This window comes from Microbacterium gorillae (assembly GCF_050990725.1).
Lineage (GTDB): Bacteria > Actinomycetota > Actinomycetes > Actinomycetales > Microbacteriaceae > Microbacterium > Microbacterium gorillae_A.
Genome location: NZ_CP158844.1, coordinates 1,364,190 through 1,380,244 on the forward strand (window position 1 = coordinate 1,364,190; position 16,055 = coordinate 1,380,244).

The following is a 16,055-nucleotide window of genomic DNA, read 5'->3' on the forward strand; positions in this document are numbered from 1 at the left end:
AGGCGCCGGGCCGAATGAACGACGACGGCCCCGCACGTGTGCGGGGCCGTCGTCGTGAGGAGTGTCAGTTCAGCGCGCGGCGCAGCAGGTCGGCCTGCTCCAGGGCGTGGATCTTCGACGAACCCGTGGACGGGGACGCGGCCGAGGCACGGGTGACGTGACCCAGCGGGCGACCCTTCAGCAGCGGAGCGACCTCCAGCGCCATGAACGGCCAGGCGCCCTGGTTCTCCGGCTCGTCCTGCACCCACACCAGCTCGGCGTCGGGGTAGCGGGCGATGATCTCGTTCAGCTCGTCGACCGGGGCCGGGTAGAGCTGCTCGACGCGAACCAGCGCGATGGACTCGTTCGGCGCCTTCTCCAGCTCCGAGACCAGGTCCCAGTGGATCTTGCCGGAGTGCAGGAGCACGCGCGTGACCTTCGATGCGTCGATGCCGCGCTCGTCGTCCAGCACCGTCTGGAACGTGCCGGTCAGGAAGTCCTCCACGGGGCTCGACGCGCTACGCAGACGCAGCATGCCCTTCGGGGTGAACTCGATGAGCGGACGACGCGGCTTCGCGTAAGCCTGGCGGCGCAGCAGGTGGAAGTGCTGAGCAGGCGTGGACGGACGAGCCACGGTCATGTTGTCCTGCGCGCACAGCTGCAGGTAGCGCTCGATGCGAGCCGACGAGTGGTCGGGCCCCTGACCCTCGTAGCCGTGCGGCAGCATCAGCACGACGCTGGACTGCTGGCCCCACTTCTGGTCGGCCGAGGAGATGTACTCATCGATGACGGACTGCGCTCCGTTGGCGAAGTCCCCGAACTGGGCCTCCCAGAGCACCAGGGCCTCGGGAGCAGCCACCGAGTAGCCGTACTCGAACGCCATGGCCGCGTACTCGCTGAGCAGCGAGTCGTAGACCCAGAATCGCGCCTGCGTGTCGGACAGGTTGCCCAGCGGCAGCCACTCCTGACCGTTCGCGCGGTCGTGCAGGACAGCGTGACGCGAGGCGAAGGTGCCGCGACGGGCGTCCTGGCCGGTGAGGCGCACCGGGGTGCCCTCCAGCAGCAGGGAGCCGAACGCCAGGAGCTCGCCGAAGCCCCAGTCGATTCCGCCGTTGCGCGCCATGTCAGCGCGCTTGTTCAGCAGCTGCTCCAGTTTCGGGTGCACCGTGAAGCCGGCGGGCTTGTTGGTGAACGCGTCGCCGATGATCTGCATCGTCTCGGACGAGATTCCCGTGTTGTCGGGAGCGCCGGCGACCGCGGGGGCGCCCTGCTCGCTGACCACAGGGATCGCGCCGGTCTGCGCGGCGTGCGTCTCGGCGAACGCGACCTCCAGGCGGTCCTGGAAGTCCGCCTTGGTCTGCTCGTACTCGGCCTCGGTGATGTCGCCGCGACCGACGAGCGCCTCCGTGTAGAGCTTGCGGACCGAGCGCTTGGCCTCGATGAGGTTGGTCATCAGCGGCTGGGTCATCGACGGGTCATCGCCCTCGTTGTGACCGCGGCGACGGTAGGAGACGAGGTCGATGACGACGTCGCGGTGGAACTTCTCGCGGTACTCGAACGCGAGCTGCGCCACGTGGACGACGGCCTCGGGGTCATCGCCGTTGACGTGGAAGATGGGTGCCTGCGTGGTCTTGGCGACGTCGGTGGCGTACACCGAGCTGCGCGAGTCACCGGGGACCGTGGTGAAGCCCACCTGGTTGTTGACGACGACGTGGATCGTGCCGCCGGTGCGGAACGCGCGCAGCTGCGACATCTGCAGCGTCTCGACGACCACACCCTGCCCTGCGAACGCTGCGTCACCGTGCACGAGGATGGGCAGCCACGTGAACGAGCCGATCGGGTGGCGGTCCTGCTTCGCGCGGACGATGCCCTCCAGCACGCCATCGACCGTCTCCAGGTGCGAGGGGTTGGCGGCCAGCTGGATCGGCAGTTCGCTGCCGTCCTCGGCGACGAACGTTCCCTCGGTGCCGAGGTGGTACTTCACGTCACCCGAACCGAGCTTGTTGCCCGGGAGGGTGGAGCCCTCGAACTCGCGGAAGACCTGGCCGTAGGTCTTGCCGGCGATGTTGGTGAGCATGTTCAAGCGTCCGCGGTGCGCCATGCCGATCGCGGCACCGTCGAGGCCCGAGCGGGCCGCTCCCTGCAGGATCTCGTCCATCAGGGGGACGAGCGACTCCGAACCCTCGAGCGAGAAGCGCTTCTGTCCGACGTACTTGGTCTGCAGGAAGGTCTCGAACGCCTCGGCCTCGTTCAGCTTGCTGAGAATCCGCAGCTGCTCGTCGTGGCCGGGCTTCTGGTACTTGACCTCGATCTTCTCCTGGAACCACGCGCGCTGGGCGGGGTCCTGGATGTGCATGTACTCGACGCCGATGGTGCGGCAGTACGAGTCGCGCAGCACGCCGAGCACCTCGCGCAGCTTCATCGTGCGACGGCCGCCGAAGCCGCCGACCACGAACTCGCGGTCCAGGTCCCAGAACGTGAGTCCGTGAGTCTCGATCTCCAGGTCGGGGTGCGAGCGCTGCACGTACTCCAGCGGGTCGATGTCGGCCATGAGGTGGCCGCGCACGCGGTAGGAGTTGATGAGCTCCTGCACGCGAGCCTGCTTGTCCACCCGCTCGGCGATGTCGACCTTGATGTCGCTGGCCCAGTGGATGGGCGCGTACGGGATGCGCAGCGCGGCGAAGATGCCCTCGTAGAAGTCCCGCTGACCGATGAGCAGCTCGTGCACCTTCTTGAGGTACTCACCGGAGCCGGCACCCTGGATCACGCGGTGGTCGTAGGTGCTGGTGAGCGTGATGACCTTGCCGATGGCCAGCTCGTTGAGCACCCGCTCGCTGGCACCGGCGAACTCCGCCGGGTACTCCAGCGCACCGGCGCCGATGATGGATCCCTGTCCCTTGCTGAGGCGGGGCACCGAGTGCACGGTACCGATACCGCCGGGGTTGGTGAGCGAGATGGTGGTGCCGGCGTAGTCCGCGGCGGTCAGCTTGTTGACGCGGGCACGCTGGACGAGGTCCTCGTACGCGGCCAGGAACTCAGTGAAGCTCAGCGTCTCAGCACGCTTGATGGACGGGACGACCAGCGCGCGAGTGCCGTCGGGGCGGGGGAGGTCGATCGCGATGCCGAGGCCGATGTGTGCCGGCGCGATGACCGAGGGCTTGCCGTCGATCTCGTCGTAGTAGACGTTCTGGCTGGGGAACTCCTTCAGCGCCTGGATCATGGCCCAGCCGATGAGGTGCGTGAAGCTGATCTTGCCGCCGCGGGTACGCGCCATGTGGTTGTTGATGACGATGCGGTTGTCGATCATCAGCTTCGCGGGGATGGTGCGAACACTGGTGGCGGTGGGGATCGTCAGTGAGACGTCCATGTTGGCTGCGATGGTCTTGAAGATGCCCTTGAGGGGGGTGACGACATCTTCCTGCGCCTCGCCGGCGTCGGCGGCGGGGGCCGTGGCCTTCGGCGCCTGCGCGGGGATCGGCTGCGGAGCTGCGGGCTTCGCGGTGGTGCGAGCGACCGGTTGGCCCGTGCTCTGCGCCGGTGCCTCAGCCGCGGGTGCGGCCGGAGTCGCGGCGGCGATGGGTGCGGATTCCGGCGTCGCTGCCGGGGCGCCGGCGATGGCCGGAGCGGAACCGGTGGCCTTCTGGTGGTAGGACTCGAGAACCGGCCACCACTCCTTGTCCACGGAATTCTTGTCGACCTTGTACTGCTCGTAGAGCTCTTCGACGAGCCACTCGTTGGCCCCGAATTCTCCCTCGCTCGAAGCCCCGCCAACGCTCGAGTTGCTCGACACGTTTGATCGCCCACTTTCGTCGTGTGATCTCGTCACGCACGCGGAGATCTCCCGCGTGCTTTCGACAGACAAGCCTAGTCCAGAACTGCTGGCCCCCGGGAGTTTCCCCACGCCCGCGACACGCCGAATTCGGCGGACCGTCGGTGACGGTGTCGGACCTGCTCCCCGGGGCGTCCGTTAGACTGGGGCGCACCATGGACGACCCTCCGAGTTGCAGACCTTCGCCCGTCACTGATCCGCCTGCGGATCCCCGCATCCGCCGAGGCGCACCTCCGTCCGGCCTCAGCTTCGGTGGTGAGATCCGCTGATGCAGCCGATGGACTACGTCCTGTTGGCCGTCGGAATCCTTCTCACCGTCGGAACCGGCCTGTTCGTCGCCAGTGAGTTCGCGCTCGTCAACCTCGACCGCGCGGACCTCGAAGCCCGCCGCGAGCGTGGCGAGTCGCGTCTGGCGATGACGATCGCGGCCCTCAAGATCACATCGACCCACCTCTCCAGCGCCCAGCTCGGCATCACGCTGACCACGCTGCTGACGGGTGTGACGTTGGAGCCGGCCCTCGCGAAACTGCTCGAGCCCGCGCTCGAACTGCTGTCGCTTCCCGCATCGATCGCCGCCCCCGTGGGCACGGTGATCGGCATGACCATCGCGACCGTGCTGTCGATGATCATCGGTGAACTGGTGCCGAAGAACTTCGCGCTGGCGCTGCCGCGGCAAACGGCACAGCTGGTGATCCCGTTCCAGACGGTCTTCACGACCGTGTTCCGCCCGGCGGTCGCGCTGCTCAACGGCTCCGCCAACGCGATCCTGCGCGCCATGGGCATCGAGCCCAAGGAGGAGTTGAGCGGTGCTCGCTCCGCCGAGGAGCTCTCCAGCCTGGTGCGTCGATCGGCGATGGCCGGTGTGTTGGAGGCGGACACCGCGTCGCTGCTCGATCGCTCGCTCACCTTCGCCCGCCTCACCGCGGGTGACGTGATGACGCCGCGTCCGAGCGTGGAGGCACTGGCCGGCGACGCGACGGCGGACGACGTCATCGACGCCGCCCGGCGCACGGGGCTCAGCCGCTTCCCGGTGTATGACGACGACCTGGACGACGTCACCGGCATCGTCCATCTGAAGGCCGCGGTGTCCGTGCCCCGCAACAAGCGGATCCACGTGCCGGTGGGCGCCCTCGCGGAGGATGCGCTGCGTGTCCCGGAGACGCTGCACCTGGACGCGCTGATCGGCGAGTTGCGCTCCCGCGGGTACCAGATGGCCGTTGTGGTGGACGAATACGGCGGCACCGCCGGTGTCGTAACGCTCGAGGACCTCGTCGAGGAGATCGTGGGAGACGTGCTCGATGAGCACGATCGCCGTCGCGTCGGCATCACCCGTCGCGGTCAGAGCATCGTGTTCCCGGCCGAGCTGCGGCCGGACGAGCTGCGTGACCGCACCGGAGTGAACGTTCCGGAGGGCGAGGTCTACGACACCATCGGTGGCTTCCTCATGAGCCGTCTGGAGCGGATTCCCGCGGTGGACGACGAGGTGGAGATTGACGAAGGGACACTGCGCGTGGTGCGCATGGACGGACGGCGCGTGGACCGCGTGGAGTTCATCGCCCACCCGGTGACGATCGATGAGGGGGCGGACCGATGAGCGATTGGGCAGGCCTGGCATGGCTGGTCGTGCTGCTGCTCGGCAACGCCTTCTTCGTCGGTGCGGAGTTCGCCGTCGTCTCCGCACGCCGATCCCAGATCGAACCGCTCGCTGAGCGCGGCTCCCGTTCCGCACGCACCGCGCTGTTCGCGATGGAGCACGCCACCCTCATGCTGGCGACCTCCCAGCTCGGAATCACGATCTGCTCGCTGTTGATCCTGAACGTCTCAGAGCCCGCGCTGCACCACCTGTTGGCGGGGCCGCTGGGCCTCACCGGCCTGAGCGAGGACGCGGTCAAGACGGTCGCGTTCATCATCGCCCTGCTGGTGGTCTCCTACTTGCACGTGGTGTTCGGTGAGATGGTGCCGAAGAACCTGGCGTTCTCGGTGCCGGATCGCGCCGTGCTGCTGCTCGCGCCGCCACTGGTGTGGGTGTCGAAGGTGTTCCACCCGGTCATCTGGACGCTCAACTGGCTGGCCAACGGCGTCGTACGCCTGTTCCGTGTGGAGCCGAAGAACGAAGCCGGGTCCACCTTCACCCTCGAAGAGGTGGCCACCATCGTCGCCACCTCCCGAGCGGAGGGCGTGCTGGACGACGCCGCAGGTACCGCGCTCGCGGTGGTGGAGTTCACCGACAAGAAGGTGCGCGACATCGCCGTGCCCCGCGAGAAGCTCGTGACTCTGCCGCGCACCGCGACGCCCGAGGATCTCGAGGCCGCGGTGAAGCAGTACGGCTTCTCCCGCTACGTGGTCGTCGACGAGGACGGCGAGCCGACCGGCTACGTCCACATCAAGGACGCGCTGCGGGTCTCCTCGGATGCACCGGAGGCGAGCACTCACCCGATCCCGGCGAAGCGGATCCATGCGCTGGCGCCCGTGCAGGACACCACCGACCTGGAGGATGCACTGGCCACCATGCGCGACGCGCACCAGCATGTCGCGCGGGTCCGAAACAGCGCCGGGGCCACGATCGGGGCCCTGTTCCTGGAGGACATTATTGAGGAACTCGTGGGAGAGGTGCAGGACGCGACCCGGCGTCTGCGCTGAGCCGCGGTAGCGTTTCCTCATGACGAAGCTCTGGCAGGCGGACGACGCCGCACGCATCGTCCGCCCGCCGAGCATCGATGACGACAAGTATCGCCGTGGGGTGGTTGGGATCCACACGGGATCGCCCGCGTATCCGGGTGCCGCGATGCTCGGCGTGGAGGGAGCCTGGCGCGCGGGGGCGGGAATGGTCCGCTACAGCGGTCCGGTGACCGCCGATCTCATCCTGCAGCGTCGTCCCGAGACGGTCATCGGGGCGGGACGCGTCGGAGCCTGGGTCATCGGCTCAGGCACGGACCCGGCCGCACGATCTGCTGCGGACACGGCCGAGTTGCGCCGTATTCTCTCCGAGTCCGCTCCCGTCGTGGTAGACGCCGGCGCCCTCGATCTGGTGGTCGGCGCGCAAGCACCGCTCGTCCTCACCCCGCACGCGGGGGAGTTCTCCCGACTCATCGAATCGCTGGCCCTGGACGCAAGCGGGGATCGTGAGGCCGATGCCGCGGCGCTGGCCGCACGGCTGAACGCGGTGGTGCTGCTCAAAGGCCACGACACCGTCGTCGTGGACCCGTCCGGAGACCTCGCCCATGTGCGGGCCGCGACAGCATGGCTGGCCACGGCCGGTGCCGGTGATGTGCTCGCAGGGGTGATCGGTACCGTCATCGCGCAGAACCCCGATGCGCCGCTGCGCGATGTTGCCGCCACGGCCGCGTGGCTGCACGGTCGTGCCGCGACGATCGCGGCGGCAGCCGACTCGGGCCCCGGTCGTCCGATCGTGGCACTGGACGTGGCGGAGGCGCTGCCGTCCGCCGTAGCGGAGGTACTCGCGTGAGGCGTCTCCTCGGAACCATGCTGACCCCGGATCGCCTGCGCGTGCTGGGACTTCCCGTGCCGTGGATCTCGTTCCTCCTCGTGCAGCTGTTCGTGCTGTGGGAGGGGTGGGTGCTGCCGAACCAGCCGATGGGTGACGTCTACAACGTCTACGGGCCATGGTCGGCTCGAGCGCTGCAGGGCGACGTCGTCGGCGTCACCGAGCCGTGGGTGTATCCGCCCGTCGCGCTCATCCCGATGCTTCTGCCCCGTCTGCTGGTGCTGATCACCGACTACACGATGGCCTGGGCCGTGATGGTCGTGATCCTCAACCTCATCGGCTTCGGCATGCTGCTCGGTCGCGGCACGAGCCGCGCGCGCGTGCTGGCGGCATCCTTCTGGGTGCTGTTCGCGCTCGCGCTCGGCCCCATCGGGCTGTACCGGATCGACGCGGTCACGGTGCCGCTCGCGGTGATCGCCGTGCTGATCCTCGCTCGGCACCCGCGCGTCGCCGGCGTGCTGTTCGCCATCGGCGCCTGGATCAAGATCTGGCCGGGGGCGATGCTCGTGGCGGTCGTGGTGGCGTTGCGCTCACGGTGGCAGGTGCTCCTGCCCGCCATCCTCTTCAGCGGTGCGGTCGTGCTCGTCGTCGTGCTCGGCGGTGGTGCCGGGCACCTGTTCGGCTTCCTCACCACGCAGTCGGATCGTGGACTGCAGGTGGAGGCTCCCGTCAGCACCCCCTACTTCTGGGCCGCCGTGCTGCGCCTGCCCGGAGCCGCGGTGGTCTACAACCAGGAGATCGTGACGTTCCAGGTCACGGGCGCCGGCGACGCCGTCGTGTCCGCGCTGACGACTCCGCTCCTCGTGCTCGTAGCCGCGGCGATCGCGATCATCGGAGTGATCAAGGTGCGCGCCGGCGCGTCTCAGCGCCGACTGCTCCCGCCGCTGGCTCTGGCGCTGGTGCTCAGCTTCATCGTGTGCAACAAGGTGGGCTCGCCGCAGTTCCAGATCTGGCTCCTCGCCCCGGTCGTGCTCTGGATCCTCTGGAGCCGTCGCGGGGTGCTGCCCTATGCGCTGCTGTCGATCGCCGCAGCCCTGCTCACGCAGTTCATCTACCCGATCATGTACGACAAGGTGCTCACCGCCGACGTGTCCGCGATGCTGTTGCTGACCGCGCGAAACGCGATCCTGGTCGGGATGCTGGTGGCCCTCATCGTGCACCTGGTGCGGCTGCCCGTCGCCCGCTTCGTGATGCAAGCTGGACACGCGGCATCCGACATCGATGCACCCGTGTTCGCCGCGGGCGAGGAAGAGAGACAGCCATGATCGTCGCATTCTCCGTGGCACCGAGTGGGACCGGGCGGGAAGACGGCTCCGTCCACGACGCGGTCGCCGCAGCCGTGCGTGTGGTTCGCGAATCGGGCCTGCCGCACTCCACCTCCAGCATGTTCACCGAGCTTGAGGGGGAGTGGGACGAGGTGATGGACGTGGTCAAGCGCGCGACCGAGGCCGTGCTGCCCTTCGGATCTCGGGTGTCGCTCGTGCTGAAGGCCGACATCCGACCGGGCTACACCGGTGAGCTCACGGGCAAGCTGGAGCGCCTGGAGCGAGCACTGGACGAGACCGCGGACTGATGGGGCGGCGGACCTCGGGTCGCGCGCTGCTGGTCGCGCTGGCGTTGAGTGCGACAGTGCTCGCGGGGTGCTCTTCTCCTGCGCCGATGCCGTCGCCGGCGGTCACGGCGAGTGTCGACGATCCGCAGCCGTTGACCGCGCCGCAGGCGGATGAGCTCGCGGCCATGCCCTTCAAGAACTATCAAGCCGGCATCACGGCGTTCAGCGGGCAGGTGCTCGGCGGTGAGAACGGCGATCTCATGCTGGCCGGGTGGATCGATTTCACCGCGGGCACGGGGTATGCGCAAGCGACACCACCGAACGCGGCCCCGATTCTCATCGTGTGGGATGGGACCCTTATCGCCTTCCTGGATGTCACTGGCAGCAGGCTGACCGACACGACACCGCCCCTGCCGCCGACCGCGGGAGCCTGGCAGGTGAGCACCTTCGATGCCGGCGTGAGCGAGTTGACCCGGATGCTCGCGGCGCTCCTGCTGCTGTCCGCGGATCGACCCGACAATGCGTCCCTGCTGCGTCAGGGCGGAGCGCGCTATCTCGGCGAGGACCGCGTGGCCGGTGGGATCGCGCAGCGCTTCTCCGGTGGGGGCGCTGACGACCAGCCGGGGGCAGCACCGGACCTCGGCACGCAGTACTGGCTCGATGCGGAGGGCGAGCTGGTGCGTTTCGGACTTCGCCTCGCCGAGGGGACGCTGAGCACGGTCGAATTCGACCGCTCGGGAGACGTGCCTGACGCTCTGCCGGTCGTTGCCGACGTCGGCTGACAAGCCCCCGCGATCCGGCTCCACTACACAGGACGTTTGACCCCAACGTTGGGGTCAAACGTCCTGTGGTTGTCGGTATCCCGCCTGGGGTTCCCGGAAGATCGAGGCGGGGAATACAACTGGCCGTTGCGCTGAGGGGGCGCAAACGGTCAGGATGTTCACAGGTGTGCACCATCCATATGTCGATCAATCCGATCGCGTGTGCTGATGCACTCATCTCGCCAGTAGCACCCGATATGCGATGGAGAACGACGATGAAACGACGGACGCAGGGGACGAATCCCGTCAGAGCGATCGGTGCCCTTTCGGCGGTTGCAGCACTGACGATGACCGGGATGGTCGCGCTTCCCGCGGTGGCGGCGCCGGGGGACGGCACGCTCACCGTGGAGGTGAATCGCGACTTCTCCGGAGACGGTCTGTATGAGTCGGCGTTCGACCCCGGGCAGGAGGGGATCGACGTCACCCTGACCGACGGGACCACGACCGTCGGCCCGCTGACGACGAACGCTGACGGGCAGGTCGCATTCGACCTCTCCACGCTCGCGGGCTCGCGGTTCCGCGTGGACGTCAGCATTCCGGCGACCGCGCCCGACTATCTGGAGTTCGCGCCGGCCTCGGCGACGATCTCGCCGGACTCGTTCCGCAGCGCGACGACGTTCGTGGACGGCACGACGCAGACGATCCACGTCGGCGTGTGGAATCCCAACACCTACGTCACGCGGAACCCGCAGGTCGCGATCGCGCAGCAGAAGGAACGCGGCACGAGTGCCGCGACACGCTCCCTGATGGTGACGGACTGGAACAATCGCGGGCCCTTCGGTCCCGCCGATGTCGTGAACGACCCCATCCTGGACAACGCCACGGGGCTGCGTCAGGTTGCGAGTCAGGGTGAGACCGGGACCGTCTTCGGCACGGCGTGGGACTATCGCAGCAATAGCCTGTTCAGCGCTGCTTACGCCAAGGCATACACGCGATACGGCCCGGGCGGGAACGGCGCGATCTATCGCACGGACACGTCGACCGCGAACACCACTGGCAACACCGTGGTGTGGGCCACCATTCCGAACGCGGGGACGTCGGTGCACGAGACCACGAACGGTCATGACGCCCCCTTCTTCCTGGCCGCGGGCAGTGAAGGCCTCGGCGGACTGGCGTTGTCTGACGACGGCGCAACCCTCTACGCGGTCAATCTCAATGACAAGACGCTGTACTCGCTCGACACGACGGCCGCTGCTCCGGCAGCGGCCACGGCCGTGGCCGTGATCGGTGACCCGGGTTGCGTCGGTGGCGACTGGCGTCCGTTCGCCGTGACGCAGCGCGACGGCGAGGTGTACGTCGGCGGCATCTGCGATGCATCGACGAGTCTGTCGCGCGCAGATCTTCAGGTCTCCATTCTGAAGCTCGAGGGGTCGGCATTCACCGAGGTCTACTCGCACGCGCTGGACTTCATTCGTGGAAGCCAGGCCTATCCGGACCCGGTGCCGAACTACACGGACTCTCAGGTAGCGCTGCACTGGAACCCGTGGCGCGACGCCTGGGCCGACGACCTGACCGCGGCGATGGGTCAGGCCCAACCGTCGGGATCTGTCACTCCGATCTATCCCATGCCGCTGCTGACCTCCTTCGCGTTCGAGAACGATGGCTCGCTCATCCTTGACTTCCGGGACCGCAAGACGGATGCGCTCGTGGCGGACGGTTACGCGCCTGACGGAGTGACTCTTCTGCGCGGACATGTGGCGGCCGGCGATCTGAACAAGGTCTGCCTGACCGCCGGTGTGTACGAGTGGGAGGGCACGGGTGCGTGCCCGAACAACGCCACTCCTGCGAACTCTGCGCAGCCGGCGGGTCGCGTCGAGTTCTTCCCCGGTGAGTTCATGACGAGTCAGCCTCGTTACGGTACCAACATCGAACACACGGAGAACGCCCTCGGCGCGGTGCTCCTCAGCCCGCGCGAGAAGGACATCATCAGCACGACGATGAACCCGACTCAGCTGTACAACTCGGGTGGCCTCGGCTGGTACGACCGCGTGGATGGCACTGGTCCCGGAAACGATTGGCAGGCGAACGCCCTCTTGATCGCCGGTAACGACAGCCCGGGCAACTTCAGCAAGGGAAGCGGCCTCGGTGGCGTGAGCCTCCTCGCGTCGCCCGCGCCGATCCAGGTCGGCAACTACGTCTGGTTCGATGCGGACCACGACGGCGAGCAGGACGCGGATGAGGTGCCGATCGCGGGTGTCACGGTGAACATCTACTCGGCCGACGGCTCCCAGCTGCTCGGCACCGTGACGACGAACGAGAACGGCGAGTACTACTTCGGCGGTGAGGGCGGACTCGCACTTGAGCCGGGCACGGAGTACATCATCGAGTTCGATCTGTCCACCGCTCAGACCTCGACGCTCCCGGGCTCGCCGACGCCGGGTGACCTGTCGTACACGAAGGTGCAGGAGCCGGGAGCGGGTTCGACGCACGACTCGAACCCGACGCCGCAGGCCAACCCGTCGATCGGACGTGCGACGATCACCACCCCGGATCACGCCGGCGGTGTCGACCACACGATCGATGCGGGTGTGTACTACACGCTGCCGGGCATCGACATCGTGAAGTTCGACGGCCGTCAGCCGGCTCCGGCGAACCCGGTCGACGGTCCGGACGCGCCGGATGGCACGTACGCGGGGCCGACAACGGGGTCGTGGGACCCTGCGGTCGACGCTGACACCGAGGCCGACGCGGTCGAGTACCCGCTGACGGATGGTTCCACGGGTCCGCAGCAGGTGAGCATGATCGTGACCAACACCGGCAACGTCGCCATCAGCGATGTCAACGTGGAGGACACCACCGTGCAGGGCCCCGCTGTGACCGGGCTCTCGTGTGACTTCTCACCGTTGGGCGGTCCGGCGACGGGCACGACCTGGGCCGGTCCGCTGGAGCCGGATGCCTCGTTCCTCTGCACGGGCACCCTGACGATGGGGCCGGAGCAGGTTCACGAGAACGTCGCGTCGGTCGAGGGCCAGCCCCTCGATGTGGATGGTGAGCCGTTCGGGCCCACCATCGGCGACGAGGATCAGTACTGGGCGACCACGCCGGCCGACACCCGGGTCCCGGGCATCGACATCGTCAAGTTCGATGGTCGTCAGACACCTCCGGCGAACCCGGTGGACGGTCCGGACGCCGTGGACGGTGCCTACAGTGGCCCGACCACCGGCGACTGGGGAGCGGCGGTCGACGCCGACACCCAGGATGACGCCGTGCAGTACCCGTTGACCGACGGTTCCACCGGCCCGCAGCCGGTTCACATGATCGTGACGAACACCGGAGAGATGCCCTTGGGTGATGTCTCCGTGGCGGACCTCACACTCGACGGTCCCGCTGTGACGGGCTTGACCTGTGACTTCTCGCCGCTTGGTGGACCAAGCACGGGAACGACGTGGGACGGACCTTTCGCGGTGGGTGCCTCGTTCACCTGTGTCGGAACGCTGACCATGGGCGCGTCTGAGGTGCACAACGACATCGCCTCGGTGAGCGGCCAGCCGCTCGACTTCGAGGGCGAGCCCACGGGCGAGCCGGTGGGTGACGAGGACTCGTACTGGGCGGAGACGCCCGCGGATGACCGTGCGCCGGCGATCGACATCGTGAAGTTCGATGGTCGTCAGGCGGCTCCGGAGAACCCGGTGGACGGTCCGGATGCCGTGGATGGTGCCTACAGCGGTGCGACTCCGGGTGACTGGGACCCCGCGGTGGACGCGGACACGCAGGCTGATGCGGTGCAGTATCCGCTGACCGACGGTGTGACTGGGCCGCAGCCGGTGGGCATGATCGTGACGAACACCGGAAACGTGTCGCTCGCGGATGTCAGCGTGGCTGATCTCACGCTGGAGGGCCCGGCATTGACCGGGGTCACGTGTGACTTCTCGCCGCTGGGTGGGCCCGCGACGGGAACCACCTGGGCTGGTCCGTTCCTTGCTGGGGACTCGTTCTCCTGCACCGGCACGCTGGCTATGGGTGCCTCCGAGGTGCACAACGACATCGCCTCGGTCACGGGTCAGCCGATCGACAGCACGGGCGAGCCGTTCGGTCCGACCGTGGGAGACGAGGATGGGTACTGGGCGGAGACGCCTGCGGATGACCGTGCTCCGGCGATCGACATCGTGAAGTTCGACGGCCGCCAGAGCGCTCCGGAGAACCCGGTGGACGGTCCGGACGCGGTCGACGGCGAGTACAGCGGAACCACGACGGGTGACTGGGATGTCGCGGTCGATGCGGACACCCAGGCCGATGCGGTGCAGTATCCACTGACCGATGGCTCTTCGGGTCCGCAGCCGGTGGGCATGATCATCACGAACACGGGCAATGTGTCGCTGGCGGGCATCTCGGTGTCCGATCTGACCTTGCAGGGCTCGGCCCTCACCGGGGTCACGTGTGACTTCTCGCCGCTGGGTGGACCGGCGACGGGAACCACCTGGGCTGGTCCGTTCCTTGCCGGGGATTCGTTCTCCTGCACGGGAACGCTGGCTATGGGTGCCTCCGAGGTGCACAACGACATCGCCTCGGTCACGGGTCAGCCGATCGACAGCACGGGTGAGCCGTTCGGTCCGATCGTGGGTGACGAGGATGGGTACTGGGCGGAGACGCCTGCGGATGACCGTGCTCCGGCGATCGACATCGTGAAGTTCGACGGCCGCCAGAGCGCTCCGGAGAACCCGGTGGACGGCCCGGACGCTGTCGACGGCACGTATGGCGGTCCGACCACCGGCGACTGGACCGCGGGTGTGGATGCTGACACCGAGGCGGACGCCGTGGAGTACCCGCTGACGGCGGGGACCTCGGGCCCGCAGCCGGTGGGCATGATCATCACCAACACCGGCAATGTGTCTCTGGCTGACGTGTCGGTTGCTGACCTCACGCTGCAGGGATCGGCCCTGACGGGAGTGACCTGTGACTTCTCGCGGCTGGGCGGCCCGGCAACGGGTACCACGTGGAGCGGTCCGTTCCTCGCCGGAGACTCGTTCTCCTGCACGGGAACGCTGACGATGGGCGCCTCCGAGGTGCACAACGACATCGCCTCGGTCACGGGTCAGCCGATCGACAGCACCGGTGAGCCGTTCGGCTCGACCGTGGGCGACGAAGACGGCTACTGGGCGACCACCCCGGCCGACACCCGTGCTCCCGGTATCGACATCGTCAAGTTCGACGGCCGCCAGAGCGCTCCGGAGAACCCGGTGGACGGTCCGGACGCGGTCGACGGCGAGTATGGCGGGCCGACGACGGGCGACTGGGATGCCGCGGTTGACGCGGACACCCAGGACGACGCCGTGCAGTACCCGATCACGGACGGCACGACCGGTCCGCAGCCCGTCGGTGTGATCGTCACGAACACGGGCGAGCTCGCTCTCGCCGACGTGTCCGTGAGCGATCTGACCAAGCTCGGTTCGGACATCACGGGTCTCACCTGTGACTTCTCGCCGCTGGGTGGACCGGCCTCCGGAACGAGCTGGGACGGTCCGTTCCAGCCCGGGGACTCGTTCTCCTGCACCGCCACGCTGACGATGGGTGCCTCCGAGGTGCACAACGACATCGCCTCGGTGACGGGCCAGCCGGTCGACAGCACCGGTGAGCCGGTCGGCGAGCCGGTGGGTGACGAGGACGGTTACTGGGCCGAGACGCCGCAGAACCCGACGCCGTCGCTGGAGATCACCAAGCGCCAGGCGGAGACCGGAGACGAGGCCGACACGGCCGCTGACGCGATCGAGGCCACCGCGGGCGAGGCCGTTCAGGTGGAGATGCCGGTGACCAACACGGGCAACACGCCGCTGACGCAGGTCGTGGTCAGCGACCACACGGACGACGGTCCCGCGATGACCGAGTTCGCCTGCGAGTTCCCCGATGGCACCGTGGTGCCTGCGGTGGACGGCGCGGTCCGGTGGGCGGCGACGTTCACGGATCCGGCGACGGCCAGCTGGCAGCCGGGCGTCACCTTCACCTGCACGGGTGTTGTGACGCTCGGAGCGGACGAGACCCACGCGGACACGGTGACGGTGACGGCGGTCGCCCCCGACGGGACCACGCTGACGGACGACAACCCGTTCCACGTGAAGACCCCACCGGTGGAGCCGACGCCGACGCCGACGCCCACGGCGACGCCGACGCCGACCGCCACGCCGACGGAAACGCCGACGCCGACGGGCACACCGACCGCGACGCCGACCACGCCTGCGCCGACGACGTCTGCGCCGTCGACTCCGGTGCCGACGATCTCGGTGGGCACTCCCGGCGCTCCGCACCTGCCCTCGACCGGTGCAGCAATCAGCACCGGAGTGCTCGTGGCCGGAACCCTGCTGTTGGGACTGGGGTTGGTGATCGTGCTGGCACGACGCCGCAGCACTCAGCGATAAGGGGCTGACATACGGCGAT

Annotated in this window: 8 protein-coding genes; 7 read left to right on the plus strand and 1 reads right to left on the minus strand. The window is 68.1% G+C overall.

Translation table 11 applies throughout. The annotated features are described in order from the left end of the window. Window positions 1–64: 64 nt before the first annotated feature. Window positions 65–3,769, minus strand: a complete 3,705-nt coding sequence (locus ABTV68_RS05965) for a multifunctional oxoglutarate decarboxylase/oxoglutarate dehydrogenase thiamine pyrophosphate-binding subunit/dihydrolipoyllysine-residue succinyltransferase subunit (protein ID WP_433676703.1) — start codon at window positions 3,767–3,769, stop codon at window positions 65–67. A gap of 316 nt (window positions 3,770–4,085) precedes the next feature. Here ABTV68_RS05965 and ABTV68_RS05970 point away from each other — a divergent pair, with 316 nt between their 5' ends. The 7 genes from ABTV68_RS05970 (at window position 4,086) to ABTV68_RS06000 (ending at window position 16,036) form a co-directional block, all read left to right on the plus strand. Beyond that, a complete protein-coding gene (locus ABTV68_RS05970; protein WP_433677555.1) occupies window positions 4,086–5,402 on the plus strand; it encodes a hemolysin family protein in 1,317 nt (438 codons plus the stop codon). Further along, complete coding sequence (locus tag ABTV68_RS05975) at window positions 5,399–6,448, plus strand: hemolysin family protein (protein WP_433676704.1); 1,050 nt, start codon at window positions 5,399–5,401, stop codon at window positions 6,446–6,448. The genes ABTV68_RS05970 and ABTV68_RS05975 overlap by 4 nt, the downstream gene beginning before the upstream one ends. A gap of 19 nt (window positions 6,449–6,467) precedes the next feature. Then, window positions 6,468–7,274 carry an ADP-dependent NAD(P)H-hydrate dehydratase gene (locus ABTV68_RS05980; protein ID WP_433676705.1) on the plus strand — a complete coding sequence of 269 codons (807 nt, stop codon included), beginning with the start codon at window positions 6,468–6,470 and terminating at the stop codon, window positions 7,272–7,274. Next, on the plus strand, window positions 7,271–8,578 hold the full coding sequence (locus ABTV68_RS05985) for a glycosyltransferase family 87 protein (RefSeq protein ID WP_433676706.1): 1,308 nt from the start codon (window positions 7,271–7,273) through the stop codon (window positions 8,576–8,578). Before ABTV68_RS05980 ends, ABTV68_RS05985 begins: the two co-directional genes overlap by 4 nt. Next, entirely contained in the window at window positions 8,575–8,886 is a 312-nt protein-coding gene (locus ABTV68_RS05990; RefSeq protein ID WP_433676707.1) for a thiamine-binding protein, read from the plus strand. The genes ABTV68_RS05985 and ABTV68_RS05990 overlap by 4 nt, the downstream gene beginning before the upstream one ends. Then, window positions 8,886–9,647: a hypothetical protein gene (locus ABTV68_RS05995; protein WP_433676708.1), complete on the plus strand. Its 762-nt coding sequence runs from the start codon at window positions 8,886–8,888 to the stop codon at window positions 9,645–9,647. The genes ABTV68_RS05990 and ABTV68_RS05995 overlap by 1 nt, the downstream gene beginning before the upstream one ends. Before the next feature lie 335 nt (window positions 9,648–9,982). Then, window positions 9,983–16,036, plus strand: a complete 6,054-nt coding sequence (locus tag ABTV68_RS06000; RefSeq protein WP_433676709.1) for an SdrD B-like domain-containing protein — start codon at window positions 9,983–9,985, stop codon at window positions 16,034–16,036. The last annotated feature ends 19 nt before the right edge of the window (window positions 16,037–16,055 follow it).

Coding starts and splice junctions, on each gene's coding strand:
- ABTV68_RS05970 (WP_433677555.1), top strand. CDS start 4,086: ATGGACTACGTCCTGTTGGCCGTCGGAATCCTTCTCACCGTCGGAACC.
- ABTV68_RS05975 (WP_433676704.1), top strand. CDS start 5,399: ATGAGCGATTGGGCAGGCCTGGCATGGCTGGTCGTGCTGCTGCTCGGC.
- ABTV68_RS05980 (WP_433676705.1), top strand. CDS start 6,468: ATGACGAAGCTCTGGCAGGCGGACGACGCCGCACGCATCGTCCGCCCG.
- ABTV68_RS05990 (WP_433676707.1), top strand. CDS start 8,575: ATGATCGTCGCATTCTCCGTGGCACCGAGTGGGACCGGGCGGGAAGAC.
- ABTV68_RS05995 (WP_433676708.1), top strand. CDS start 8,886: ATGGGGCGGCGGACCTCGGGTCGCGCGCTGCTGGTCGCGCTGGCGTTG.
- ABTV68_RS06000 (WP_433676709.1), top strand. CDS start 9,983: ATGGTCGCGCTTCCCGCGGTGGCGGCGCCGGGGGACGGCACGCTCACC.